The organism is Georgenia sp. Marseille-Q6866 (genome assembly GCF_965111665.1).
Genome location: NZ_CBCOOR010000015.1, coordinates 62,161 through 85,368, shown reverse-complemented (window position 1 = coordinate 85,368; position 23,208 = coordinate 62,161). Strand labels below are relative to the sequence as shown.

At 72.8% G+C, this 23,208-nt stretch carries 30 protein-coding genes; all 30 read right to left on the bottom strand.

All coding sequences use genetic code 11. From position 1 onward, the window contains the following. Window positions 1–381 (bottom strand): Hpt domain-containing protein (locus tag ACWPXV_RS13415; RefSeq protein ID WP_454085678.1); only part of this gene is annotated, 381 nt, incomplete at its 3' end. A gap of 149 nt (window positions 382–530) precedes the next feature. Next, window positions 531–2,141, bottom strand: coding sequence for a methyl-accepting chemotaxis protein (locus tag ACWPXV_RS13410; RefSeq protein ID WP_454085677.1), 1,611 nt, complete (start codon window positions 2,139–2,141; stop codon window positions 531–533). 389 nt (window positions 2,142–2,530) lie between these two features. After that, a complete protein-coding gene (gene csrA / locus ACWPXV_RS13405) occupies window positions 2,531–2,770 on the bottom strand; it encodes a carbon storage regulator CsrA (RefSeq protein ID WP_454085676.1) in 240 nt (79 codons plus the stop codon). Window positions 2,771–2,780: 10 nt separating this feature from the next. Next, window positions 2,781–3,107, bottom strand: a complete 327-nt coding sequence (locus ACWPXV_RS13400; RefSeq protein WP_454085675.1) for a hypothetical protein — start codon at window positions 3,105–3,107, stop codon at window positions 2,781–2,783. Next, the gene (locus ACWPXV_RS13395; RefSeq protein WP_454085674.1) at window positions 3,097–5,154 is read right to left on the bottom strand and encodes a flagellar biosynthesis protein FlhA; all 2,058 of its coding nucleotides are present in this window, start codon (window positions 5,152–5,154) and stop codon (window positions 3,097–3,099) included. The genes ACWPXV_RS13400 and ACWPXV_RS13395 overlap by 11 nt, the downstream gene beginning before the upstream one ends. Beyond that, complete coding sequence (locus tag ACWPXV_RS13390) at window positions 5,151–6,251, bottom strand: EscU/YscU/HrcU family type III secretion system export apparatus switch protein (RefSeq protein WP_454085673.1); 1,101 nt, start codon at window positions 6,249–6,251, stop codon at window positions 5,151–5,153. Before ACWPXV_RS13390 ends, ACWPXV_RS13395 begins: the two co-directional genes overlap by 4 nt. Then, window positions 6,248–7,000 carry a flagellar biosynthetic protein FliR gene (locus tag ACWPXV_RS13385; protein ID WP_454085672.1) on the bottom strand — a complete coding sequence of 251 codons (753 nt, stop codon included), beginning with the start codon at window positions 6,998–7,000 and terminating at the stop codon, window positions 6,248–6,250. The genes ACWPXV_RS13390 and ACWPXV_RS13385 overlap by 4 nt, the downstream gene beginning before the upstream one ends. Window positions 7,001–7,003: 3 nt before the next feature. Beyond that, entirely contained in the window at window positions 7,004–7,276 is a 273-nt protein-coding gene (locus tag ACWPXV_RS13380) for a flagellar biosynthetic protein FliQ (RefSeq protein ID WP_251839802.1), read from the bottom strand. After that, window positions 7,276–8,091, bottom strand: coding sequence for a flagellar type III secretion system pore protein FliP (gene fliP, locus ACWPXV_RS13375; RefSeq protein WP_454085671.1), 816 nt, complete (start codon window positions 8,089–8,091; stop codon window positions 7,276–7,278). The genes ACWPXV_RS13380 and fliP overlap by 1 nt, the downstream gene beginning before the upstream one ends. Beyond that, window positions 8,088–8,489 carry a FliO/MopB family protein gene (locus ACWPXV_RS13370; RefSeq protein WP_454085670.1) on the bottom strand — a complete coding sequence of 134 codons (402 nt, stop codon included), beginning with the start codon at window positions 8,487–8,489 and terminating at the stop codon, window positions 8,088–8,090. Before ACWPXV_RS13370 ends, fliP begins: the two co-directional genes overlap by 4 nt. Next, window positions 8,486–9,166, bottom strand: a complete 681-nt coding sequence (gene fliN / locus ACWPXV_RS13365; protein ID WP_454085669.1) for a flagellar motor switch protein FliN — start codon at window positions 9,164–9,166, stop codon at window positions 8,486–8,488. Before fliN ends, ACWPXV_RS13370 begins: the two co-directional genes overlap by 4 nt. Window positions 9,167–9,244: 78 nt before the next feature. After that, window positions 9,245–10,084: a flagellar motor switch protein FliM gene (locus ACWPXV_RS13360; RefSeq protein WP_454085668.1), complete on the bottom strand. Its 840-nt coding sequence runs from the start codon at window positions 10,082–10,084 to the stop codon at window positions 9,245–9,247. Window positions 10,085–10,153: 69 nt separating this feature from the next. Beyond that, a complete protein-coding gene (locus ACWPXV_RS13355) occupies window positions 10,154–10,642 on the bottom strand; it encodes a flagellar basal body-associated FliL family protein (RefSeq protein WP_454085667.1) in 489 nt (162 codons plus the stop codon). Between the two features lies 1 nt (window position 10,643). Further along, window positions 10,644–11,483 (bottom strand): OmpA/MotB family protein, encoded by an 840-nt coding sequence (locus ACWPXV_RS13350; protein WP_454085666.1) that lies wholly within the window; start codon window positions 11,481–11,483, stop codon window positions 10,644–10,646. Further along, window positions 11,480–12,259, bottom strand: a complete 780-nt coding sequence (locus ACWPXV_RS13345) for a motility protein A (RefSeq protein WP_454085665.1) — start codon at window positions 12,257–12,259, stop codon at window positions 11,480–11,482. The genes ACWPXV_RS13350 and ACWPXV_RS13345 overlap by 4 nt, the downstream gene beginning before the upstream one ends. Continuing rightward, entirely contained in the window at window positions 12,259–12,528 is a 270-nt protein-coding gene (locus tag ACWPXV_RS13340; RefSeq protein ID WP_454085664.1) for a flagellar FlbD family protein, read from the bottom strand. Before ACWPXV_RS13340 ends, ACWPXV_RS13345 begins: the two co-directional genes overlap by 1 nt. 101 nt (window positions 12,529–12,629) lie before the next feature. After that, a complete protein-coding gene (locus tag ACWPXV_RS13335; RefSeq protein WP_454085663.1) occupies window positions 12,630–13,832 on the bottom strand; it encodes a flagellar hook protein FlgE in 1,203 nt (400 codons plus the stop codon). Between the two features lie 18 nt (window positions 13,833–13,850). Further along, window positions 13,851–14,315, bottom strand: coding sequence for a flagellar hook capping FlgD N-terminal domain-containing protein (locus ACWPXV_RS13330; RefSeq protein WP_454085662.1), 465 nt, complete (start codon window positions 14,313–14,315; stop codon window positions 13,851–13,853). Window positions 14,316–14,326: 11 nt separating this feature from the next. Further along, entirely contained in the window at window positions 14,327–14,641 is a 315-nt protein-coding gene (locus ACWPXV_RS13325; protein ID WP_454085661.1) for a flagellar hook-length control protein FliK, read from the bottom strand. Then, complete coding sequence (locus tag ACWPXV_RS13320; RefSeq protein ID WP_454085660.1) at window positions 14,554–16,164, bottom strand: NlpC/P60 family protein; 1,611 nt, start codon at window positions 16,162–16,164, stop codon at window positions 14,554–14,556. Before ACWPXV_RS13320 ends, ACWPXV_RS13325 begins: the two co-directional genes overlap by 88 nt. Continuing rightward, on the bottom strand, window positions 16,161–16,589 hold the full coding sequence (locus ACWPXV_RS13315; protein ID WP_454085659.1) for a flagellar FliJ family protein: 429 nt from the start codon (window positions 16,587–16,589) through the stop codon (window positions 16,161–16,163). The genes ACWPXV_RS13320 and ACWPXV_RS13315 overlap by 4 nt, the downstream gene beginning before the upstream one ends. After that, window positions 16,589–17,929 carry a FliI/YscN family ATPase gene (locus tag ACWPXV_RS13310; protein ID WP_454085658.1) on the bottom strand — a complete coding sequence of 447 codons (1,341 nt, stop codon included), beginning with the start codon at window positions 17,927–17,929 and terminating at the stop codon, window positions 16,589–16,591. Before ACWPXV_RS13310 ends, ACWPXV_RS13315 begins: the two co-directional genes overlap by 1 nt. Then, window positions 17,926–18,549, bottom strand: coding sequence for a FliH/SctL family protein (locus ACWPXV_RS13305; protein ID WP_454085657.1), 624 nt, complete (start codon window positions 18,547–18,549; stop codon window positions 17,926–17,928). The genes ACWPXV_RS13310 and ACWPXV_RS13305 overlap by 4 nt, the downstream gene beginning before the upstream one ends. Then, window positions 18,539–19,546, bottom strand: coding sequence for a flagellar motor switch protein FliG (gene fliG / locus ACWPXV_RS13300; RefSeq protein ID WP_454085656.1), 1,008 nt, complete (start codon window positions 19,544–19,546; stop codon window positions 18,539–18,541). The genes ACWPXV_RS13305 and fliG overlap by 11 nt, the downstream gene beginning before the upstream one ends. After that, window positions 19,543–21,102, bottom strand: a complete 1,560-nt coding sequence (fliF, locus tag ACWPXV_RS13295) for a flagellar basal-body MS-ring/collar protein FliF (protein ID WP_454085655.1) — start codon at window positions 21,100–21,102, stop codon at window positions 19,543–19,545. The genes fliG and fliF overlap by 4 nt, the downstream gene beginning before the upstream one ends. After that, complete coding sequence (gene fliE / locus ACWPXV_RS13290; protein ID WP_454085654.1) at window positions 21,102–21,413, bottom strand: flagellar hook-basal body complex protein FliE; 312 nt, start codon at window positions 21,411–21,413, stop codon at window positions 21,102–21,104. The genes fliF and fliE overlap by 1 nt, the downstream gene beginning before the upstream one ends. Next, the gene (locus tag ACWPXV_RS13285; protein ID WP_454085653.1) at window positions 21,413–21,811 is read right to left on the bottom strand and encodes a flagellar basal body rod protein FlgC; all 399 of its coding nucleotides are present in this window, start codon (window positions 21,809–21,811) and stop codon (window positions 21,413–21,415) included. Before ACWPXV_RS13285 ends, fliE begins: the two co-directional genes overlap by 1 nt. Next, window positions 21,811–22,155: a flagellar basal body rod protein FlgB gene (locus tag ACWPXV_RS13280; protein WP_454085652.1), complete on the bottom strand. Its 345-nt coding sequence runs from the start codon at window positions 22,153–22,155 to the stop codon at window positions 21,811–21,813. Before ACWPXV_RS13280 ends, ACWPXV_RS13285 begins: the two co-directional genes overlap by 1 nt. 317 nt (window positions 22,156–22,472) lie before the next feature. Next, window positions 22,473–22,799, bottom strand: a complete 327-nt coding sequence (locus ACWPXV_RS13275; protein WP_454085651.1) for a hypothetical protein — start codon at window positions 22,797–22,799, stop codon at window positions 22,473–22,475. After that, complete coding sequence (gene fliS, locus ACWPXV_RS13270) at window positions 22,799–23,200, bottom strand: flagellar export chaperone FliS (RefSeq protein WP_454085650.1); 402 nt, start codon at window positions 23,198–23,200, stop codon at window positions 22,799–22,801. Before fliS ends, ACWPXV_RS13275 begins: the two co-directional genes overlap by 1 nt. Between the last annotated feature and the right edge of the window lie 8 nt (window positions 23,201–23,208).

The following is a 23,208-nucleotide window of genomic DNA, read 5'->3' as shown; positions in this document are numbered from 1 at the left end:
GCCCTGCTGGACGGCGACGATCCGCGCGATGGTGGGCTCGACGTCGTGGTCGTCACCGCGGCCGGCCTCGATCGAGGCGAGGATCGCGCGCAGGGTGTCGACGAGCGCGAGGAGCACGTCGGTGGTCGCCTGGTCCATCTGGCGGGCACCGTCGCGGAGCTCCGCGAGCAGGCTCTCGCCCGTGTGGGAGACCCTCTCGAGGTTCGCGTAGCCGAGGAACCCGCTCGTTCCCTTGATCGTGTGGACCGTGCGGAAGATGCTGCTCAGCAGCTCACGCGAGGTCGGGGCGCCCTCGAGCGCAACGAGGTCCTGGTCGAGCTGGTCGAGGTTCTCGTAGCTCTCGACGAGGAACTCGTGGACGATCTCATCCATGCCATCCACCGGCGGACCTCCATGCATCCGTGTCGGTCTGTGCACTTCCTGTGCACTCCCTCCTCATCGGTGCCCGCGCACGGTTTGTGAGACGTCGGGGTGAACGCACCACGGGCGGGCCTGCCGGTGTGGCAGGCCCGCCCGTGGCGGAGGGTGGCTCAGACGCGGAACGCGGACACCTGGGCACGCAGGCCCTCGGAGATGCTCGCGAGCTCGGCGACGGCGCTGCTCATCTGCGACATCGTCGTGCTGTTGTCCGCCGCGGCGGACGCGATGCCGGTGATGTTGCCGGCGATCTCGGTGGACCCGGTCGCCGCCTCGGTCACGCTGCGCGACATCTCGTTCGTCGTCGCGGTCTGCTCCTCGACGGCCGAGGCGATCGTCATCTGGTAGTCGTTGATCTGCCCGATGATCTCGGTGATCTCGCCGATGGCGGTGACCGCGCCCTCGGTGTCGTGCTGGATCGCCTCGATGCGGCGCGCGATGTCGTCCGTGGCCTTCGCGGTCTCCTGGGCGAGGTCCTTGACCTCGCTGGCGACGACGGCGAAGCCCTTGCCTGCCTCCCCCGCGCGGGCGGCCTCGATGGTCGCGTTGAGCGCCAGGAGGTTGGTCTGCTCGGCGATCGTCGTGATGACCTTGACGACGTTGCCGATCTCGATCGACGAGGCGCCGAGCTTCTGCACCGTCTCGTTCGTCACGGCGGCCTGCGTGGTCGCTCGCGCGGCCACGGCGGCCGCCTCGCTGGAGCTCTGGGCGATCTCGCGGATCGAGGCGCCCATCTGCTCCGCACCGGCCGCCACGGTGTGGACGTTCTGGCTGACCTGCTCGGCGGCCGAGGCGACGACGCCGGACTGGGCGGAGGTCTCCTCGGACGCGGCGACCACCTGCGTGGTCGACGCCGCCAGCTCCTCGGCGCCGGAGGCGATGGTCACGGCGGCCTCGTTGACCGCACCGACGGTGCCGCGCAGCTGGCGCATCGAGCGGGCGAGGTGCTCGGCCATCTGGCCGAGCTCGTCGCGTGTGCTCACCTCGGGCTCGGCGGTGAGGTCACCGTTGCCGAGAGCCTCGACGGCGGTCCGCACGGTCTCGACGGTGCGCATGATCTGGCGGATGACGAAGACGGCGACCGCGATGCCGACAGCCAGGCCGATGAGAAGCACGGCGATGAGGAGCACCTGCGTGCTCGCGGCCTGGGCCTTGGCCGACTCGAAGTCAGCGTGCGCGCGCTCCACCTGGAGGGCCATGCCGTCGGTCAGGAGCTCCCCCGCAGCCTCGCCCACGACTCCGAGCGTCTGGTTGTAGTACTCCTCCATGGCGGTCTTGTCGCCCGAGCGGAGGGCCTCGGCCCACGCACCGCGGACGTCGGCGTGCCACTCCTGCACCGCGGCGATGGCGGTGTTCAGCGCTGTGAGATCCTCGGAGTACCGCCCGTAGGCCTCGAGCATCTCGACCGTCTGGGTCTCGCGCTCGTCGATCTCGCTGAGGTAGGTCGAGAGCTCCGCCGCCGGTCGCAACGGCAGCGCGTTGGCCCGCAGCCGCGAGCCGTAGAACAGACGCTGCGCCTCGGCGAGCTCGGTGAGCGGGGTGACCCGCTCGTTGAACATCTCCTCCTGCGCAGTTGCGAGGCTGCGGACCTGGGAGATGCCGGCGAGACCGATGGCGAGCGCGACGAGCGCGACCACGCCGACGGCCGCGGCGATCTTCACGCGGACGGACAGGTCCCGGAGGGAGCGGCGGGAGGGGGCGGTGACGAGGGGTTCTGCCGACATCGGTCTTCCTTGTGGGTCGGGTGGCAGGCCCGGCAGAAGGCTGGCACCGGCGTCACGGAGGATCCCCCCGTTCGCCGGGTCAACCCGCACGGTGCGCGGGTCCGGCCGTGCGCATCCTGCGCACGCCCCCACCCATCGGCGTCATCCGGCCCAACCTGAGCGGTCTACCTCATCGGCACCTCATTCATCCCCACACCCGCATCCCCGCCCCCGACGAGAGTCGCGGGCTGGAACAGGTCTATGCGTGGGTCCTTTTCCAGCACGGGTGGGCACGGCCACGGCTGAGCTCTCGTCCCGCACTCCCCGGCGGAAGAAAAGTCGGTTGTCGGCGAGGAGAGCGTGGGCTCGGCGAGGGGTGGGGACTCGGCGACGGGTGCGCGGTGGGCGGCTTACGAGTCCTGCGTGGGGGGGCGGAGGTTGCGCAGGGTGTCGAGGTCGGCGTCGTCGGCGCTGGCCGCGTCGCGGTTGGCCTCCTCGACGGCGCGGAGCACCTCTGCGCGGTTGACGGTCACGTGGCGCGGGGCGGCAATGCCCAGCCGGACAGTGTCGCCGCGCACATCGACGACGGTGAGGACGATGTCCTCGCCGATGACGATCTGCTCGCCGACCTTGCGGCTCAGTACCAACACGCGCTCGACCCTACCGTCCGCCCCGGCTCTTGGCCGACCGGGCGCTCGCCGCGCGCGCCGCGCGGCTGGCCTCCGACTCCAGCCGCTCGGCCGCCTCGGCGGCGCCGAGGAGGTCGTCGATGCCCGCAGGACCGGCCGCCGGCCCGGCCGGCGCAGGTGGCCGGCGGGGCGGCAGCCGCGTGAGCGTGGCGACCTGCGGGTCGGTCACGGCCACGGTCACCTCGTACCACTGGCGCATGAGCAGTCCCTTGCGCAGCCGCTGGGCGCGCACCACCCGGCCACCGAGCTCCTCGGCACGCGCGAGGAGCTCGGTCAGGTCGGGACCGTCAAGCAGCAATCGCCTGTCCGACACCCACGGCTCCCACGGTCTCGATGGTCAGCGACGTGCCCGTCACCTCCGTGTAGGACAGCACGGGAAGGCGCGGGACCGCCAGCCCGGCCACGCGGCGCAGCGCCGGGCGGATCGCCGGCGAGCACACGAGCACCGCCTGGCGACCGGTCGCCTCGAGGGTCTCCACCTGGGCGCGGAGCGAGGCGAGCAGACCCTCGACGCGGTCCGGCGCGAGCGAGATCTGCGTGCCCTGCTCCCCCGGCCGCAGCGACTCGAGGAGCAGCTGCTCGGTGGCCGGCTCGAGCGTGATGACGCGCAGGACACCGCCCTCGCGCTGACGGTCGACGATGATGTCGGCGACCGCCTGGCGCGCCGCCTCGACGAGCCCCTCGGCGTCGGTGGAGACCTTCGCCCGCAGGGTCAGCGCCTCGAGGATGCGGCCCAGGTCGAGGATCGGGACCTGCTCCACGAGCAGACCCTGGAGGACGCGCTGGACCTCGCCGAGGCTGAGGACCGCGGGGACCAGCTCCTCGACGACCGAGGGGTTGGTCTGTTTGAGGCCCTCGACGAGCACCCGCACGTCCTCGCGGCCGAGCAGCCGGTCGGCGTGGGTGGAGGCCACCGAGGAGAGGTGGGTGATGAGGACGGACACGCGGTCGACGACAGTGGCCCCGGCCATCTCGGCGCTGTGCCGCATCTCGGTGGGGATCCACTTGCCGGGCAGGCCGAAGACCGGCTCGACGACGGTGCTGCCGGGCAGGCCCTCGAGCCCCTCGCCGAGCGCGAGGACCCGCCCGCGCGGTGCCGTGCCGCGTGCGACCTCGACGCCGGAGAGCCGGATCGCGTAGGTGCCGGCGGGCAGGTCCACGGAGTCGCGGGTGCGGACCGGGGGAAGCACGTAGCCCATCTCCAGGGCCGTCTTGCGGCGCAGGGCCCGGACCCGCCCGAGCAGGTCCTGGTCGGCGGAGCCGCCGACCATGTCGACGAGGTCCGGGGCGAGGAGGACCTCGAGCGCGTGGACGCGCATCTGCTCGATGAGCGCCTCCGGCGTCTCCGCGGCGGGCTGGAGCGCCGCGGCGGTCTCGGTGGCGGCATCGGCGTCGGCGACCTCGGCCTCCCGGGTCTTCATCCGCTGCGCGAGGACGAGGAGGACCGCGCCGACGGCGAGGAACGGGAGCTTGGGGATGCCCGGCACGAGGGCGAGCACGATGGCGGCGCCTCCGGCGATCATCAGCGCCGTGCGCGACTGGGTGATCTGGTTGGTGGCCGTCGTGCCCATGTCGGACTCCGACGTCGCCCGCGTGACGACGAGGCCGGTGGCCACGGACATGAGGATGGCGGGGATCTGGGTGACGAGGCCGTCACCGACGGTGAGGAGTGAGTACGTCTCGATGGCCTCGCCGGCGCTCATGCCGAGCTCGACCATGCCGATGACGAACCCGCCGACGAGGTTGATGACCGTCGTGATGATGCCGGCGATCGCGTCGCCCTTGACGAACTTCGCTGAGCCGTCCATCGCGCCGTAGAAGTCGGCCTCGGCGGCCACCTCCGCGCGGCGGCGGCGGGCCTCGTCGTCGTCGATGGCGCCGGCGTTGAGGTCCGCGTCGATCGCCATCTGCTTGCCCGGCATGGCGTCGAGGGTGAAGCGCGCCCCGACCTCCGCCGCTCGTCCGGCACCGTTGGTGATGACGACGAACTGGATGACGACGAGGATGAGGAAGATGACGAGCCCGATGACGATCGAGCCGCCGACGATGAAGTGCCCGAAGGCGTTGATGACCTCACCCGCGTAGCCGTCGCGCAGGACGAGGCGGGTGGAGGCGACGTTGAGCCCGAGCCGGAAGAGCGTCATGACGAGCACGAGCGCCGGGAAGATCGAGAAGTCGAGGGGCTTCCTGATGTACATCGTCGTGAGCAGCACGAGCATCGCGCCGACGATGTTGACCGCGATGAGGACGTCGAGGAACGGCGCCGGCAGCGGGATGACGAGCAGCAGGATGATCCCGACGACGGCGGCCGGGGCGGCGAACTGGGTGACCTTGCCGTTCTTCATCGGCTGTCCTTCCTGGGCTGGGGCATGCGGTGGGTCCCGGTGGCGGCGCCACGACGGCGCAGGGACATGACGAAGGCGAGGACACGTGCGACGGCCTCGTACAGGTAGTCGGGGACCTCGTGGCCGACCTCGCACATCGCGTTGAGCGTGCGGGCCAGGGTGATGTCCTGGACGACGGCGACCCGGTGCTGGGCCGCGCGTTCACGGATCTTGGTGGCGACGTGGCCCTGGCCCTTGGCGACGACGCGCGGGGCGCCCTTGCCGGGCTCGTAGCGCAGCGCGACGGCGACGTGGGTGGGGTTGACGACGACGACGTCGGCGTCGGCCACCGCGGCGAGCATGCGGTTGCGGCTCATCGCGCGGGCCTTGGCGAGCCGCTGGCCCTTGACCATCGGGTCGCCCTCGGAGCGCTTGTGCTCGTCCTTGATCTCCTGCTTGGACATGCGCGTCGTCTTGCGGTTGCGGCGCATGACGACGAGGAGGTCGACGGCGGCGAGCGCGAGGCCCGCGGCGACGCCCCACGTGAGGAGGGTCTGGATGCGGGAGCCGACCTCGCCGAGGATCTGCATGACCGACAGCTGTCCGGACTGCGCGACGATCGGGATGAGGCCGACGATGGCGGAGTACATCACGGCCCCGACGACGAGGGTCTTGAGGAAGGCCTTGACGCCCTGCCACCACGCCTGCGGACCGAAGAGCCGCTTGGCCCCCTTGACGAGGTTGAACTGCTCGAGGCGGGGCTTGAGCTTCTTCGTCGAGATGTGGACCCCGCCCTGCGCGACGCCCGCGACGACGGCCGCGAGCGCGGCGACGGCGAGGAGCGGTGCGACGGCGAGGGCGGCGCTGAGCAGCCCGTCCCCCAGTGCCTGCACGGCGAGCGCCGGCTCGGGTGAGGCGATGACCTCGCGAAGACCGAGCACGTGGCCCGCGGCGGCGTCGGAGCCCCGCGTGATCACCATGGGCAGGGTGAGGACACCCGTCCCGACGACGACCCACGCGCTGAGGTCCTGGGACTTGCCCAGGCTCCCGTCCTTGCGGGCCTTCTTCATCCGCTCCGGGGTGGCCTTCTCGCTCTTCTCCCCTCCGGTCTGGCTCATCGCACGACCTCCCCGATGCCACGGATCGCCTGGTCGGCGAGCCAGTCGACGACGCCCGGCAGCGCTGCGAGCGTGACGGAGCCGAGGGTGAGCGTGATGAGGATCTTGAGCGGGAAGCCGAGGGCGAAGGCGTTGAGGGCGGGGGCGACGCGGGTGAGCAGGCCCAGTCCGACGTCGGCGAGGAAGAGGACGGCGATGAGCGGTCCGGCGACCTGGATGGCGGCGAGGAAGAGCTGGCTCACGCCCTCGGCGAGCTGACCGGCGAGGGCGCCGAGGTCGAGCATCGCGCCGAGCGGGAGCGCGTCGAAGCTGCGGGCCAGCCCGCCGACGACGAGCTGGTAGCCGTCGGAGACGAAGAGGAGGACGACGGCGATGAGCTGGTAGAAGCGGCCGAAGGGGCCGCTGTTGGTCATCGTCATGGGGTCCAGCGCCTGGCCGAGCTCGAAGCCGCCGAGCATGTCGATGAGGCGTCCGGCGGACTGGACCGCCGAGAAGATGAGCGAGACGAGGACACCGAGGCCGGCGCCGGTGACGGCCTCCGACAGCGCCATCGCGATGAGCGTCGCGGCGGTCACCTCGACCGGCACGGTCATCGAGGAGGCCAGCCCGAGCGCGAGGCCCACCCCGAGCATCGCCTTGACGGTCGCGGGGATCGCGCGGTGGTTGAAGGGCGGGGCGATGACGAGGAAGACGGTCACCCGCACGGCCGCGAGGATGACGGGGAGCACCACGAGGGCGGCGTCGTCCACGCCTCAGCCGCCCAGGAGACCGGGGATCCGGTCGAAGAGCTCGTGGGTGGTGACGACCAGCTCGGAGATCATCCAGTTGCCGCACACGACGATCGCGACGGCAACGCCGATCGCCTTGGGCACGAAGCTCAGGGTGATCTCCTGGATCTGGGTCACCGACTGGAGCAGGGAGACGGTGAAGCCGACGACGAGCGCGGTGACGAGGAGCGGGGCGGCGAGCTTGGCGGCCAGCCCGAGCGCCAGGGTGGCGATGTCGATGACGTTCGCGGTGTCCACTAGTAGCTCCCCACCAGCTGCGTGATGATGAGGCCCCAGCCGTCGACGAGGACGAAGAGCAGGATCTTGAAGGGCAGCGAGATCATCGAGGGCGGCAGCATCATCATGCCCATCGCCATGAGCGCGGACGCGACGACGAGGTCGATGACGAGGAAGGGCACGAAGACGACGAAGCCGATGATGAAGGCGGCGCGCAGCTCGGAGAGCATGAACGCGGGGATGAGCGTCTGCATCGGCACGGTCTCGGGGCTCTCCGGGTTGGGCATGTCCGCGGCGCGGGTGAGCAGCGCGAGGTCCTCCTCCCGGGTGAGGCCGACCATGAACTCCCGCAGGGGTACCTGGGCCGCCTCGAGGGCGGCGGCGAAGTCGATCTGCCCGTCGAGGTAGGGCTGGACGGCGGCGCCGTTCACGTCGCCCAGCACGGGGGACATGATGAAGATCGAGAGGAACAGCGCGAGCCCGGCGAGCACCTGGTTGGGCGGCACGCCCTGCAGTCCCAGCGCGTTCCGGGTGAGGGCCAGGACGACGAAGATCTTGGTGAAGCTCGTCATCATGAGGAGCAGCGAGGGCGCGACACCGAGGAGGGTGAGCGCGAGGAGCGCGATGATCGACGTCGAGGGGGTGCTCCCGGCGACGTCGACGTCGATGCCCAGGCCCGGCTCGGCCGGAGCGGTCGGCGCGGTCGGGTCCTCGGGGGGAACCGGGGCACCGTGCGCGAGGGTCGCACCGAGGACGAGCACGGCCACGGCGAGGGCGAGGACCGCCAGGGCGCGGGGCAGCCACGCCGCACGCGGGCGGCAGACCGCGGCGCTCACCGGCGGACCCGGCTTCGCAGGGCCTGCCACGAGCTGCGCCACGTGTCCGGGGACAGCACCGAGCCGCCGAGGGCGGAGGGCTGGGTGGACATCGGCGCGGGCACGGAGGACTCCGGGCCCTGCGGGCTTTCGTCCTCGAGGACGAAGGGGGCGGACTCGAGCTCGGTGAGGAGGCGGACCTCGGTGTCGCTGACGCCGAGGACGAGGGTCCGCCCTGCGACGTCGACGACGGTGATGCCGGAGCGGCGTCCGAGGTTCTGCCGGCCGAGGACGGTGATCGGCAGCCGCCGGACGGCGCCCCCACCGGCACCAAGGCGGCGGGCGAGGAACCACAGCAGCGCGAGGACGAGTCCCAGCGAGACCGTGACCCGCAGCGCGAGCTCGAGCGTGTCGCTCACTGGGCCGAGGTCTCCGACACGATCTCGGTGATGCGCACGGCGTAGTCCTCGTCGACGACGACGATGTCGCCGCGGGCGACGAGGCGGCCGTTGACCATGACGTCGGCAGGGCTGCCGGCGGCGCGGTCGAGCTCGAGGACGGTGCCCGGCGTGAGGGCCAGGACGTCGCGCAGCGGCATGCGGCTGCGGCCGATCTCGGTGGTGAGGGTGAGCTCGACGTCGTACAGGACGCGCATGCTGCCCGGCGTGAGCGGGGCGCTGCTCACCGGGGCGGCGGTGGACACGGTGCGGATGCCGAACCAGGCCTGGACGCCGCTGCCGGCGGTGAGCGCGTAGAGCTGGACGTCGCGGCCGGTGAGGGCGTCCCCGGCGGGCCGCTCCTCGGCGGCGCTGAGCACGCCGGTGCCCAGCCGCTGGGAGGCGGCCTCGAGGGCGGGACGCAGCGCCTCGGCGAGGGTCAGCGCCGCGGCGCCGGCCATCGCCTCGGCGACGGCCTCCTCGGCGACGACGACGAGCTCCGCGCTGCCCTGGCCGACGAAGCTCGCGACGACCGCGACGGCCTCGGGGGCCGGACGCTCACCGGGCTCGGCGGGGCGGGCGACGAGCGGCTGGGACGACGGCAGCAGCCGCGCGAGCTCCTCGGCGACGGCGTGGGTGTCGACGGTGGTGGTGCTCATGAGTTCTCCTTGACGTTGACGACCAGCCCGGCGAGGCGGGACCCGTTGGTCCCGGCGACGGCCTGGGCGAGGACGCGGTCACCGACCACGACGTCCATGGGCTGGGAGCGGGGTGGTGAAGCGGGAGGAGGTCGCCCACTGCGAGGTTGACGACCTCCGGGGGTGGACGGGCACGGGGGCCAGGCGGACGGCGACCTCGACGGGTGCGTTCTGCACGGCGCGGTCGAGCAGCTCGCGCTGCTCCTTCTCGGCCGCCTCCTGGGAGGCGCTGCGCTGGTCGGGCGCGCTGTTGTCCCGCAGCGCCGTGATGATGCCCTCGGCCGGGGCCATGAGGGTCGCCGTGGCGTGGTGCTCACCGGCGGAGATGGAGAAGGTCGCGCTGATGACGGCCGTCGTCGCCGTCATGAGCTGGAGGACCTGCGGGGAGTGCTGGAAGCGGCGCAGCTCGACGTCGACGGCGACGATGCCCGCGAAGGCGTAGTTGAGGTCGCCCAGCACCCGGCCCATGAGGTCCCCGAGGAGCGCCTGCTCGATCTCGGTGAGCTCCCGGTCGGGGACCGCGCCGGGCTTGCCGGGGCCGCCGAGCATCTGGTCGACCCAGGTGAGCGCGGACTCCAGCGGGAACTGGACGATGGCCGGGCGGCGGTTGGGGCCGACGGCGCAGACGACGAGCGTCGTGGGCGAGGGCAGGCCGCTGATGTACTCGTCGTACGTGCCCATGCCCACCGCCTCGAGTGCGACCTGGGTGGGCACGCGCAGGCGCGCCATCAGCTGGTTGGACCACTGGCGCGCGAAGGTGCCGAGCGCCACCTCGAGGGTGCGGGCGTGCTCGCGCGCCAGTGTCATCGGCCGACGGAAGTCGTAGACGACCGTGCCGTCAGCACTGGGAGAGTGGGGAACCGTCACATGTGTCCCCATCGGCGCCGCCCGGGCGATGTTGAGGAGTCGCCGCGCGCCCGGCGTCCCAGCCGCCGGGCGCGCGCCGCCTCACTGCGTGACGAAGTCGGTGAAGTAGACCGTGAGCACCTCTCCCTCGTAGGCCTCGACGAGCCGCTCGGACAGCGCGGACTTCAGCTCCTCGCGCTGCTCGGGATCGTTGACCTCGGTGACCGTCCGGCCGGTGAACAGCGCGATGGCGATGTCCGTGGCCTGCGCCGTCGCGATCTCCTCGACCTCCGCGACGAGCTCGATCGCGAAGCCGAGCCGCAGGTAGTGCCCGTCGGCAAGGTTGATGTTGCGGGGCTCGATGGTGACCGTGGCGCCCGGCTCGGGCTCCTCGGGGGCGGCCGGCTCGCTCGGGCGCAGGAAGACGAAGGCTCCGGCGGCCACGACGGCGAGGACCGCGGCGAGGACGATGAGCAGGCGGCCGCGGCCGCGGCGTGGCTCGGCCTCCGGCTCCGGGGGTGCGGGTGCCGCCGGGGCCTGGCCGCCCCCGATCTTGCGGGACTGGGCCCCGATCACGCGCTTCTCGGGCATGTCAGGCTCCTTCCATGTCGTGAGCGGCCTGGGGCAGCAGGGTGCGGACCGACTCGGGCTGGTTGCTCAGGACGACGACGTCGACGCGCCGGTTGAGGTCGAGGGCGTCGGGTCCCTCGGCGGCCGGGTAGGCGTCGCCGTAGCCGATGGCCCGGACCCGGGTGGGGGCGATTCCCTCGTGCTCGACCATGCGCCGCAGCACCTTGGTCGCGCGGTCCGCGGAGAGCTCCCAGTTGGTGTCGTAGGGCTCGGTGTAGGGCAGCGGGTTGGCGTGGCCCTCGAGGAGGATGTCGTTCTCCAGGGGCCGCAGGGTCTCGGCGATGGTGTCGACGACCTCGAGCGAGGTGCGCGGCATGGCGGCGCTCGCCGGGGAGAAGAAGGTGTTCTCGCTGACGAGGCCGATGACGAGGCCGCGCTCGGTGATGGAGAAGCGGACCTCGTCTGCCAGGCCCTCCTTCTCGAGCTCGGTGCGGATGCTCTCGCGCACCGCGTGCAGGGCCTGGGCCTCCTCCCGCGCCAGCTCCCCGGGTCCGCCCTCCAGGGCGGACAGCCCGGCCGCGTCGTCGACCGGCGACACGTCGACGGACGGGGAGTCCGCGCCGTCGAGCACGCCGCTCGAGCCGTCGACGACGGTGACGGCAGGAGTCGCGTCGCCGAAGCCGGCGGCGAGCGACTGGCGCAGCTCGCTGAACTTCTGCTGGTCGACCTGGCTGATCGCGAAGAGCACGATGAACAGGCACATCATGACGGTGACCATGTCCATGTAGCTGACGGTCCAGCGCTCGGAGTTCTCCTCCTCTTCCTCCTCGTGGCCGCCCCGTCGGCGGCGCTGCGAGCTCACGCCGCCTGCCCGGCGTCGTCGTCGACCAGTTCCCCGGCCGGCACCATGCTGCGCAGGCGCTCGCCCACGGTGCGCGGGTTGGCGCCGGCCTGGAGGGCGAGGAGCCCCTCGAGGCTGATCTCCATCTGCGCGCACTCGAGGTCGGAGATGCGCTTGAGGCGGCTGCCGATGGGCAGGAAGATGAGGTTCGCCGAGAGGATGCCCCACAGCGTGGCGACGAAGGCCGCGGCGATCATCGGTCCGAGGGTGCTGGGGTCGGAGAGGTTCTCGAGCACGTGGACGAGGGAGATGACCGTGCCGATGATCCCGATCGTCGGGGCGTAGCCGCCCAGGGCGTTGAAGAAGCCCGAGGCGACGCGGTCCTGCGCACGCTTGGTGTCGATGCGGTCCTCGAGCATCGTGCGCAGGTCCTCGGGGTCGGCGCCGTCGATGGCGGCCATGAGCCCGTCGCGGAGGAACTCGTCCTCGACGTCCTGCGCCGCGTCCTCCAGGGCCAGCAGGCCCTCCCGGCGCGCCCGGTCGGACAGGGCGACGACGGCGGCGATGGTGGCGCCGCGCAGGGGGGCCTTGGCGGTGAAGGCCTTGGGCAGCGTCTTGAAGGCGTGGATCGCGTCGCGCAGCGCGCCGCCGGCGATCCCGGCGCCGAGGCTGCCGATGAACACGATCGCGAGCGGGCCGGGCAGCAGGATCGCCGAGAGGTGGACCCCCTCGGCGGTCATGAGGAAGAAGACGCCACCGAACGCGATGGCGAGCCCGATGAGAGTTGCCGGATCCATCATTCCCCCTGGGGTCGAGTCGGCAGGGGAACGACAGGGCGCAGCTCGGGCCGGGCCACGGGGGGCTCCTCGCGCGGCTGCAGCGCTCGGGAGATGACTCCCGCGCGGTACTCCTGGACCATCGCGACGACGTCGGGCATCGTCTCGGCCACGAGGTAGCGAGTGCCGTCCATGAGCACGAGGATCGTGTCGGGAGTGCACTCGATCCGTTCGATGAGATCAGGGTTGATCGCGAACGGTTGTCCGGTGAGACGGGTCACGGTGATCACGGGTCGGTTCCATCCTGGTTGCTTCGGGCCCTTCCATGAGCCCTGCACACTGCCTATCGGCCGCCGGGCCCGGACCTTGAGCGGTCCGGGCCCGTCGGACGTCAGCGCTTGAGGTTGACGAGCTCCTGGAGGAGCTCGTCGGAGGTGGTGATGATGCGGGAGCCGGCCTGGAAACCGCGCTGGGCGATGATGAGGTTGGTGAACTCCTGGGAGAGGTCGACGTTCGACATCTCGAGGGCGCCGCCGGTCAGCGCGCCGCGGCCACCGTCACCGGCGGCCCCCACGGTGACGTCACCGGAGTTGACGCTGGCACGGAGCATCGAGCCGCCGACCTTCTCCAGGCCCTCGGCGTTGGCGAAGCTGCCCACGGCGACCATGCCCACGGCCCGCTTGAGGCCGTTGGAGAAGGAGCCCATGAGGGTGCCGTCGGCGTTCATCGAGAAGGACTGCAGGACGCCGGCGCCCTGACCGTCCTGGCTCGCTGCCTCGACCGTGGTGAGGGAGGCGAAGCCGGTGAGGCCGCCCATGTCGAGGTCGATGGGCGCGCCGGCGACGGTCACGCGCGGGACCGTGACGTTCTGCAGGCCGCCGCGGGCGTCGAAGGCGATGCTGCCGGCGCCGAGCTGGGTGTCGCCGTCGAGGACCTGGACGTCCCACGTCGCGCCGGGCGCGGACGAGCGCAGCGTGTAGCGCACGTCGAGGGAGGTGGCGGTGCCGTCGGCGGCGTGGACGTCGATGCTGCGCAGCAGGCTCGTGCCGGCCTCCGCGTCGGAGGGCAGGTTGCCGGCGAAGGTCACGGTGCTCGTCGCGCGGGCGCCCATCGTCGTCGACACGGGCAGCGAGAGGTTGCTGAGCGGTCCGTTGGCGTTGACGACGCCGTTGGCGTCCGCTGCCCAGCCCATGACCTGGGCGCCGGACGAGGTGACGAGCCGGCCCAGGCCGTCGAGGGTGAAGGCACCGGCGCGGGTGTAGAGCTGCTCGCCGCCGGAGCTGACGACGAAGAAGCCGTCGCCGTCGATCATCATGTCGAGGCTGCGGCCGGTCTGCTGCGCGGCGCCGGGCGTGAAGTTCGTGCTGATACCGGCCACGCGCACACCGAGGCCGACCTGCGCCGGGTTGGTGCCGCCGTTGTTGCCCTGCGGGGCGCCGGGCGCGGTGAGCATCTGGGACAGCGTGTCTTCGAAGCGCGTCTGGGAGGCCTTGAAGCCGGTCGTGTTGGCGTTGGCGATGTTGTTGCCGGTGACGTCGAGCATCGTCTGGTGGGAGCGGAGGCTGGAGATGCCGGAGAAGAGCGAGCGAAGCATGGTGTGGTGTCCTTCGGGTCAGGCGGCAGGGGTGGTCGGGGTCCCGCCGGCGGGCGGGGTGGCGGACGGCAGGGCACCGACCGTGGCGAGCAGGTTCATCGGGACGACGGCGTCACCGACGACGGCGCCAGGGGGCGTGACGGAGAAGTCGACGGCGCTGACGACACCGCTGTGGCGCGCGCCGTCACCGTCGAGGTAGCTGACCTCCTTGCCGACGAGCTCGGTCGCCGAGCTGCGCATCTGCAGGTGGAAGGCCTCCTGCGTGAGCGTGGTGAGCTCGGTGAGCTGCTCCATCGTCGACAGCTGAGTCGTCTGCGCCATGAGCTCGCTCGTCGAGAGCGGCTCGGAGGGGTCCTGGTAGCGCAGGGAGGTGACGAGCAGCTGGAGGAAGTCGTCCTTCTTGAGGCCGCTCGCCGGCGGCGCGGACGCGGCCGGACTGGTGGGGGTCGGGGTGTAGCCCGCGGAGACGGGGTCGATGGGCATGGTGGTGCTCCTTAGGCGAGGAGGTCCAGGCCGCCGTGGCGGACGGGCGTGGTGGGGGTGGCGGCCGGAGCAGCCGTGGTGGCGGGACGCTCGCCGTCCCGCGCGGGGGCGGGCCTCTCGGCGGTGCCGCGCTCCTGGTTCTCGGAGCCGAGGTCGAGGTCGGCGCGCAGGCCGGTGGCGGCCAGCTCGCGACGCAGGTCGCTGAGAGCGCCCCGCAGCGCGTCCTTGGCCGCGTCGGTCATGCCGTGCAGCTCGATGCGCACGCCGTCGACGCCGATGTGGGCCGAGACCTTGACGGGTCCGAGGTCCTCCGGGTCGACGTGCACGTGGAGGACGTGGTGTCCCTCGGGGGCCGTGCGCAGGCGGGACAGCGCGGAGGCCAGCTGCGTGCCGAGCGGCTGCTGCGGCGGGGCCGCGGGTGCGGGCGCTGCGGGCTGCTCGGCGCGGGCGGCGCCGTCCGCGCGCGCCGGCTGGTCCACGCGGACGGTGCCCTCGACGGCCAGGGTGGGCGCCTCGGGCGCCGTGCGGGGCTGGTCGGTGGCCACGGGCGGCGCGATGACGGCGGGCACGGCGGCGGGTGCAGGGACGGTGGTGGCGGACTCGGCGGGCGCGGCGACGACGGCGGGAGGGCCGGGGTCACCGGCGCCGCGCCCGCGGAGGGCTGGGTGTCCGTCACGGTGCGGCGGTCACCGGAGCGTCCGCCTCGGTCTGCAGCGCGGGGGTGGCAGGACCGGCACCGGGCAGCGGAGCGGCTGCAGGCAGCGCACCCGGCCGCGGGCTGGGTGTTCTCGCCGGGGGCAGGGGGCTGACCGGCCGGCACCTGGCCGGTGAGGGGCACGGCGACCGGGGCCGCGGTGGCCGGGGCGGCCGGCGCGGGAGCAGCCGTCGCGGCGGGCTCGGTGGCGGTGGAGTCGGAATCCGCGAGCAGCTCCTGGCCGAGCGCGGTGGCAGCGCCGTCGGCGCCGCTCTCCTGCGCTGTGCCGACGGTCCAGCCCGGCAGGGCGGGGATCTCGAGCGCCGGGACCGGGGCGCCGGGGGCGCCCTCCTCGTCCGCAACGCTCTCACCGGTGGCCGGGGCGGCCGGCTCGCCCTCGGGGGCGTGGGGACCCTCGGCGTCGCCGGTGACCGCGGCGAGGCTGGCGGCGAAGGCGTCACCGTTGCCGCTGCGGGCGGCCGTGGGACGGCCGGGAGCCGTCGGCGCCGGGGCGGGCGCGGTGGGGATGGCGATGCTCATCAGGCCCCCGTCGGCAGGACGCGGCGGATGGTGGTGGGCGGCGTCGTCATCTCGGCGAGCTTGACCTTCTCCCCGGGTAGGGGCGTGGATCCACGTGTTGTCGCCGGCGTAGATGCCGATGTGGCCGCCGCCGCGGGTGACGACGAGGTCGCCGGGCCGGGCCTGGTCGATCGAGGGCACCTCGGTGCCGATCTTCATCTGGTCGCGGGCCACGCGGGGCACGTCCACGCCGAGGTCCTTCATCGCGAGCTGGACGAGCCCGGAGCAGTCCAGGCCGCCCTCGGACAGGCTCTCCCCGCCCCACACGTAGGGCACGCCGAGGTACTTCTTGGCGGATTCCACGAGGGCGTCGCCCGTCCCGGGTGCGGCCGGGGTGGCGGCGCCGGCCGGGGCGGCGGGGGTAGCCGCCGTCGTCGTCCCGCCGGTGAGGGCGGAGGCGACGGAGGAGGCGACCGAGGAGGTGCCGGTGGCGGCCTCGCTGGTGAGCGCGGCGGCGAGCACGCCGCCGAAGTCGGACGCGGGCTGCGTGCTGGCGGTCGTGGTGACGGGCTGGCTCACGGCGCTGAGGGCGCCCTGCAGCTCGACCATCCGGGCCTGGACGGCGGCGATGCTCATCGGGCGGCCTCCCGGGACCGCACGCGCTGGGAGGCGACCTCGTCGAGGGTGACCTGCTCGGCGTGGTTCTCCTCGTCGAGCTCGGCGAGGCGGTGGCGCTCGGCGAGCTTGCCGATGGTCGTGCTGCGGCGGCGGGCCGCCGACCACTCCCCCTGCGCGGCCTGCTCGTCGGCCTGCGCGAGCTCGGCCACCGTGGCGGCCTCGACGGCCGACGCGCTGGCCGCGGCGCGGGCGGCGACGGCGGCCTGCCAGCTGAGCACGTCCACCTGGGTGGGCAGGCTCGCGCTGTCGAGGGCAGCCAGGGCCTGCGCGGTGCGGGAGTCGGCGGTGCGCCGGAACTCGCGGCGCTGCACGAGGGCGGCCGTCGCGCGGTCCTCCTCCATCTGGCGCAGCCGCGCCACGCTCTGCAGCCGGAACGGCTTCATCAGATCACTCCCATTCCCGCGACGAGCGCGCTCAGGTGGGCCCAGGACTGCTCCGCGTCGACCGTCTGGGCGACGTCCTGGCGGAGGAAGGCGTCGATCGCGTCGGCGTGTGTGACGGCCGCGTCGACCCTGGGGTTGGAGCCGGCGACGTAGGCGCCGACGTCGATGAGGTCCTGCGCCTGGCGGCGGGCCGCCAGCACGGAGCGCAGGGTGGTGGCCGCGGCCCGCTGCTCCGCCGTCGTCACCCGGGAGGCGACGCGCGAGATGGAGGCGATGGCGTCCACGCTGGGGAAGTGGCCGGTGACGGCGAGCTTGCGGTCCAGGACGACGTGACCGTCGAGGATGGACCGGGCTGCGTCGGCGATCGGCTCGTTGTGGTCGTCACCGTCGACGAGGACGGTGTAGATGCCCGTGACGGAGCCGGTCGAGCCGGTCCCCGCCCGCTCGAGGAGCTGGGCGAGCATCGAGAAGGTCGACGGCGGGTAGCCGCGGGTGGCGGGCGGCTCGCCGACCGAGAGGCCGATCTCGCGCTGCGCCATGGCCGCGCGGGTGAGGGAGTCCATCATGAGGACGACGTCGGTGCCCTGGTCGCGGAAGTACTCGGCGACCCGGGTGGCGGTGAACGCGGCCCGCAGGCGGACCACCGGCGGCTCGTCGGACGTCGCGACGACGACGACGGAGCGGGCCAGGCCCTCGGGGCCGAGGTCGTCCTCGAGGAATTCGCGCACCTCGCGGCCACGCTCACCGACGAGGCCGATGACGTTGACGGTCGCGTCGGTGCCGCGGGCGATCATCGACAGGAGGGAGGACTTGCCCACGCCGGAGCCGGCGAACAGGCCCAGCCGCTGGCCGCGGCCGGCGGTGACGAGGGTGTCGAGAACACGGACGCCGAGGGACAGCGGCTGGTCGACACGGGCGCGCTCCAGCGCGGAGGGTGCCTGTGCGGTGACGGGGACGGAGTCCTCGACGCGCAGCGGGCCCTTGCCGTCGATAGGCCGGCCGAGGCCGTCGAGCACGCGCCCGAGCAGGCCCTGGCCCACACCGATGGTGAGCGGGTGGCCGGTGGAGCGGGCGGGGGCGCCGATGCGCAGCCCGTCGACGGGTCCGAGCGGCATGCAGCGGCTGGAGTCGCGGCCTAGGCCGACGACCTCCGCGCCCACGGTCCAGCCGCCGGCGTCGATGTCGACGAGGTCGCCGACCGCGAGGGGCAGGCCGGTCACCTCGACGGTGAGCCCGACGACGGAGCGGACCACGCCCACCCGCTGGGGCTGGGCGACGGTGAGGGCGCGCTGCCAGCGCCCGGTGGGCCGGGCGGTGGGAGCCGCGAGCTGGACGGTCACTCGCAGACCCCCAGGGCGTCACGGACGCGGGCGAGGGCGGCGCCCACGCGCGCGTCGAGGTAGCCCTCCTCGAGCTCGCTCACCGCGTCACCGCGCCCGAGGGTGGGGTCCGCGACGAGCTCGACCCGGTCGGGGACGTGGAGCTCGGCCGGGAGCGAGCCGAGGGTCGCCGTGAGGTGGGCAAGGTCCTCGGGGTTGAGCCGGATGCTGACGAGGCCCTCGTCGCGCACGGACAGCGCGCGGCGCAGGGCGGACCGCGCGGACGCGTCGCCGTCGCGCAGCTCGGCCCCCAGCACCGTCTCGGCGAGGTCGACGGCAGCGCGGGTGAGCGCGTCCTGCGCCTCGGTGAGGACGGGGGCGGAGCGCCGGCGGGCGGCGTCGGCGGCCTGCGCCAGCGCACTGAGCGCCTCCTGTGCCGCGGTCGCGGCCCGCTGGGCACGGGTGGCCAGCTCCTCCGCGGCACGGCGGCGCTGCTCCTCGGCGTCCTGGGCGGCGGCGCGGGCACCGGCGGACCAGCCGGCGGTGTAGCCGCTGGAGTAGCCGGCCGCCACGGACGCCGCCTCGGGACGGGTGGTGTGGAGCGGGGTGAACACGGGACCCTGGGTGGCCTCAAGAGACATATTCGTCCTCCCCGTCGCGGCGCACGACGATCTGGCCGGACTCCTCGAGGGAGCGGATGACCTTGACGATGGCGCCGCGGGCGTCGTGGACCTCCGAGAGGCGCACCGCACCGGCGATGTCCATCTCGTCGACGAGGTCGAGGCGGGCGCGCTCGGACAGGTTGCGCTTGATCTTCTCGACGAGCTCCGGGGACGTGCCCTTGAGCGCGAGCGCGAGACCGCTCGTGTCGGTCTGGCGCAGGACGAGCTGGACGGCGCGGTCGTCGAGGTGGATGACGTCCTCGAAGGTGAACATCAGGCTGCGGACCTGCTCGGCAAGGGCCTCGTCGCGCTGGGCGAGCTCCTCGAGGATCTGCTTCTCGGTGCTCGGGTCGGCGCGGTTGAGGATCTCGACGAGGGGCTGGATGCCGCCCACCGCCGTCGTCGTCTCACCGGCGGTGAGGACGTTGCCGGCGCGGCGCTGGAGGCTCTCGGCGATGGTCGACACGGCCTCGGGGCTGGCCTGCTCCATCGTGCCGATGCGCATGGCGACGTCGGCACGCTCCGCGGGCGGGAGCCCGGCCATGATGGCCGAGGCGCGCTCGGGACGCAGGTGGGCGAGGACCACGGCCATCGTCTGGGGGTGCTCCCCGTTGATGAGCGACAGGACTTGACGGGCCTCGGCCTGCTGGAGGAAGTCGAAGGGCTGGCCGGCGAGCAGGGTGGTGAGCCGCCCCATGACGAGGCTGGCGCGCTCGACGCCGAGGGAGTCCTCGAGGAGCCGCTGGGCGTACTCGAGGCCACCGTGCCCGGCGACGGGAGCGCCGCCGTTGGCCTGGTCGTAGAACTCGAGGAGGACCTGGTCGGCGATGGTGCTGGGCACCGTCTCCATGCGGGCGATCTCGGCGGAGATCTCCTCGACCTCCTGCTCGTCGAGGAGGGCGAGCACCTTGGTGGCGCGCTCGTGGCCGAGCTGGAGGAGCACGACGGCGGCCTTCTGGGGGCTGGTGAGGTTCACTGCTTGACCGCCATCCACTGGCGCAGGCGGTCGGCGACCGCGGCCGGGTCCTCGTCGGCCATGGCGACGACGCCCAGGCGGGCAGCCTCCGTCGCGTCCGGCTCGATGACGCGCATCTCGGGGGCCGGCTCGAGGATGCTCGTGTCCGGCTCGAGAGGCTCGGGTGCGGGCAGCTGGCTGACCTCGAGCTCGCCGAGGTCGATGTCCTCACGGTTCCCGCCGCGCCGGGCGCGGCGCAGGAGTGCGAGGAGGACGACGAGCAGGACGACGGCGATGAGCCCGCCTCGGATGAGGGTGTCGCGCTGGGCGGCCGCGGCGGCCTCGGCCTCGGCGTCCGCCTGGGCGTCGAGCGCCTGCTGGGCGGCGTCCGCCGTCGAGGTGTCGAAGGCCATCTGGGCGACGGCGACCTGGTCCCCGCGCTCCGCGTCGATGCCCGCGGCCACCGTGACGATGTCCTCGAGCTCCTCCACGGTGATGCCGGCGGCGGCGACCGAGTCCACGACGACGGACACCGACTGGCGGGTGACCCCGCCCGGGTTCACGGTGGTGAGCTCGGTGACCTTGTTGACGGCGTTGTTCGTCGTCGAGTCCTCACGGGTGTAGTTGCCGGCGCCGTCGCCGTTGGGCACGGCGATGTTGTCCGGGCCGAGCACGCCGCCGACGGCCTGGCCGCCGCCCTCGTACTCCTCGGTGCTGCGGGTCTCGCTGAGCGGCGGGGTGTCCTCCGCCGGGGTGAAGGTCTCGCTCGTGCGCTGGGTCGCGTCGCGACCGAGCTCGGCGTTGACCGACACGACGGCGTTGCCGGCGCCGACCACCCGGTTGAGCATGGTCTGCACCTGCCCGGCGACGCGCTCCTCGTACTCGGTGGCGCCGTCGGGGCCGCCGCCGCCCGGGGAGGCGGTGAGGACGGCGCCCTCGGAGTCGACGACCGACACGTTCATCGGGTCCATGCCCGCGACGGCGGAGGAGACGAGGTTGACGACCGCCTGGACGGAGCCGGAGTCGATGGTCTTGCCCGTCTCCGCCTGGACGAAGACGGAGGCGGTGGGCTCAGGAGCGGTCTCGGTGAAGACGCTCTCCTCGGGCAGCGCGAGGTGGACAGTCGCGGAGGACACGCCGTCGATCGCGCGGACCGTCTTGGCGAGCTCGCCCTCGAGGGCGCGCTGGTAGCTGACCTGCTGCTGGAAGTCCGAGCTCGTCATGCCCATGTCGTCGAGGAGGCTGTAGCCGCCCTCCTCGGTGGGCAGTCCCTCGGCGGCGAGCGCGATGCGCTGGTCGTAGACCGACTCGGCGGGCACGAGGACCGTGGCGCCGCCGTCGGTGAGCTCGTAGGTGACGCCGGCGGCCGTCAGCTGGTCGACGACGGCGGAGGCGTCCTCCCCGGACAGGCCGCTGAACAGGGGGCTCATCGTCGGCCGGTTGGCCCACGACGTCGCGACGACGATGCCGAGGACGAGCGCGGCGATCCCGATGAGGGCGAGCGTCTTCTGGGGAAGGCTGAACTCCCCCACCCGCTCCTTCAGACGCGTGAAAGCGCTGGTGACGGACGCGGGCATCAGGCCTGCATCCGCATGATCTCGTTGAACGCGTCAACCGCCTTGTTGCGCAGGGCGACGGTGAGCTCGAGCGCGACCGCGGCCTCCGTGGCGGCGATCGTGTAGTCGTGGACGTCGTCGAGGTCGCCGGTGACGGCCTTGAGCGCGAGGTCGGAGGAGACCTCCTGCTTCTGGCTGACGCCGTCGATGGCGGAGGCGAGCACGGAGCCGAAGGCGCTGCCGTCGCTCGCGGCCGGGTCGACGGCCTCGAGGCCGTCGAGGTAGCCGGTGGGCGCGACGCTGGTGAGGGCGTCGATCGCGGGGACGGACATCAGCTTCTCCCGATCTGAAGTGCGGACTGGTAGCTCTCCCGGGCTCGGTCCACGACCGCTGCGCTGGCCTGGTAGCCGCGCTGGGCCATGATGAGCTGGGTCATCTGGCTGGACATGTCGACGTCGGGGTAGCGCACGTACCCCTCCTCGTCGGCGAGAGGGTGGTCGGGCTCGTGGACCAGGCGGCCCTCGGCGCTGCCGAGCTCGATGCCGGCCACCTGCGCGCCGGCGGGCTCGCCGTAGCTCATCGCGGTGGCGACGACGTAGCGGGCCTGGAAGGCGGCGCCGTCGGTCGAGCTGGCGTTGTTGACGTTGGCGAGGTTGTCGCTGACGGCGTCCAGCCACTTGCGGTGGACGGTCATGCCGGTGGAGGCGATGCCGATCGCGTCGAAGGTCATCAGGCGCTCCTGATCGCGGTACGGATGGCGGTGAATCCGCCGTCGATGGAGCGGGTCGCCACCTGGTAGCGCAGGTTCGCGTCGATGTTCGACAGCGTCTCGGTGTCGAGGTTGACGTTGTTGCCGTTCTCGCGCGTCGGCTCGAGGGAGCGCTCGACGGTCGCCTCGACGCCGCCGTCGCGGCCGGTGCGGACCGCGTTGGCGAGGGCGTCCTCGAACTGCACCCGGCCGGCAAGGAAGCCGGGGGTGTTGACGTTGGCGATGTTGTCGGCGATGACACGCTGGCGCAGCGAGAGCGCGTCGAGGGCGCTCTTCATCGCCACGGAGGTCACTGAATCGAACACGTGGGTCTAACCCCTTAGTGAAACTGCGGTACGTGTGGCCGATCCGTGGCCTGGTGGCGAGCTATCCGTGCTCACCCATCCCTGATCGGCAGCCGTCGGGAACGTGTGAGGAGTTCATGGGGAGTTCTCCCCATTGAGCAGCGGCGCCCGCTCTGACTGACTGGGGGCACCCCCAGACGCCGACCGCCGGCGCCCCGCTGCCCCCGGGAACCGGCTGTCGGCGCTTCTGTCGTGCCCGCTCGCGGGCATGCCAGAACACCGTGTGTCTTTCGAGTCCACTGAGGACCCGGAAGACACACGGTGTGTCGGACGGCTGGTCAGCCGGCGGCGTCGAGGTAAACGGGGCGGCGTGGTCCGCCGGCCCGGAGCACCTCGGTGAGGCGCGCCTGGCGCCGGCTGAGGACGAGCGCCTCCCCCAAGCGCTGGGCGACCTCGGCCTGCCGCTCGAGGAGCAGCTCGGCCCGCGCGCGCAGCGGCTCGGGCAGCGGCCCGAGGTCGGACGGCGGGGTCCAGGGGCGGGTGAGCGGGGCGACCCGGTCACCCGCGAGCATCGCCTCGGTCTCGGCGACGTCGAGCTCGAGCTCGGTGAGCGCGGCCTCCCAGCGGGTCCGGAAGGCGTCCGGCGCCGCGGTGATGACGTTCATCAGCCGACGGCGACGGAGGAGGTGGCGGTACCGGGGACGGCGGCGGCCTGGTGCCAGGCGTCGCGGAGGGGGGCGACGAGCGCGCGGCAGGCGGTGACCTTGGCGGCGTCGTGGGCGACGTTGGCGGTGACGAGCTCCGCGTAGAGGTAGTTGTAGATCTCGAGGAGCTGCGGGCCGCCGTCCCAGGCGTCGACGTCCAGGCTGCAGCGCAGCTCGTGGATGATCTGCTGGGCGTGCCCGAGCTGCTCGTTGGCGACCGCGCGGTCGCCCGACTCGAGGGCCGCGACGGCGCGGTCGAGGTCGAGCAGCAGGCGGTCGTACAGCATGGTGAGCAGCTGCGGCTGGGAGGCGGTGGCCAGGGACTCCCGGCGGAACTTGGCGAGCAGTGCGGCCTGGTTCATCGGTTCTC

Coding starts and splice junctions, on each gene's coding strand:
- ACWPXV_RS13410 (WP_454085677.1), bottom strand. CDS start 2,141: ATGTCGGCAGAACCCCTCGTCACCGCCCCCTCCCGCCGCTCCCTCCGG.
- ACWPXV_RS13395 (WP_454085674.1), bottom strand. CDS start 5,154: ATGAAGAACGGCAAGGTCACCCAGTTCGCCGCCCCGGCCGCCGTCGTC.
- ACWPXV_RS13390 (WP_454085673.1), bottom strand. CDS start 6,251: ATGAGCCAGACCGGAGGGGAGAAGAGCGAGAAGGCCACCCCGGAGCGG.
- fliN (WP_454085669.1), bottom strand. CDS start 9,166: ATGAGCACCACCACCGTCGACACCCACGCCGTCGCCGAGGAGCTCGCG.
- ACWPXV_RS13360 (WP_454085668.1), bottom strand. CDS start 10,084: ATGGGGACACATGTGACGGTTCCCCACTCTCCCAGTGCTGACGGCACG.
- ACWPXV_RS13355 (WP_454085667.1), bottom strand. CDS start 10,642: ATGCCCGAGAAGCGCGTGATCGGGGCCCAGTCCCGCAAGATCGGGGGC.
- ACWPXV_RS13345 (WP_454085665.1), bottom strand. CDS start 12,259: ATGGATCCGGCAACTCTCATCGGGCTCGCCATCGCGTTCGGTGGCGTC.
- ACWPXV_RS13335 (WP_454085663.1), bottom strand. CDS start 13,832: ATGCTTCGCTCGCTCTTCTCCGGCATCTCCAGCCTCCGCTCCCACCAG.
- ACWPXV_RS13330 (WP_454085662.1), bottom strand. CDS start 14,315: ATGCCCATCGACCCCGTCTCCGCGGGCTACACCCCGACCCCCACCAGT.
- ACWPXV_RS13320 (WP_454085660.1), bottom strand. CDS start 16,164: ATGAGCATCGCCGCCGTCCAGGCCCGGATGGTCGAGCTGCAGGGCGCC.
- ACWPXV_RS13315 (WP_454085659.1), bottom strand. CDS start 16,589: ATGAAGCCGTTCCGGCTGCAGAGCGTGGCGCGGCTGCGCCAGATGGAG.
- ACWPXV_RS13305 (WP_454085657.1), bottom strand. CDS start 18,549: ATGTCTCTTGAGGCCACCCAGGGTCCCGTGTTCACCCCGCTCCACACC.
- fliF (WP_454085655.1), bottom strand. CDS start 21,102: ATGCCCGCGTCCGTCACCAGCGCTTTCACGCGTCTGAAGGAGCGGGTG.
- fliE (WP_454085654.1), bottom strand. CDS start 21,413: ATGTCCGTCCCCGCGATCGACGCCCTCACCAGCGTCGCGCCCACCGGC.
- ACWPXV_RS13285 (WP_454085653.1), bottom strand. CDS start 21,811: ATGACCTTCGACGCGATCGGCATCGCCTCCACCGGCATGACCGTCCAC.
- ACWPXV_RS13275 (WP_454085651.1), bottom strand. CDS start 22,799: ATGAACGTCATCACCGCGGCGCCGGACGCCTTCCGGACCCGCTGGGAG.
- fliS (WP_454085650.1), bottom strand. CDS start 23,200: ATGAACCAGGCCGCACTGCTCGCCAAGTTCCGCCGGGAGTCCCTGGCC.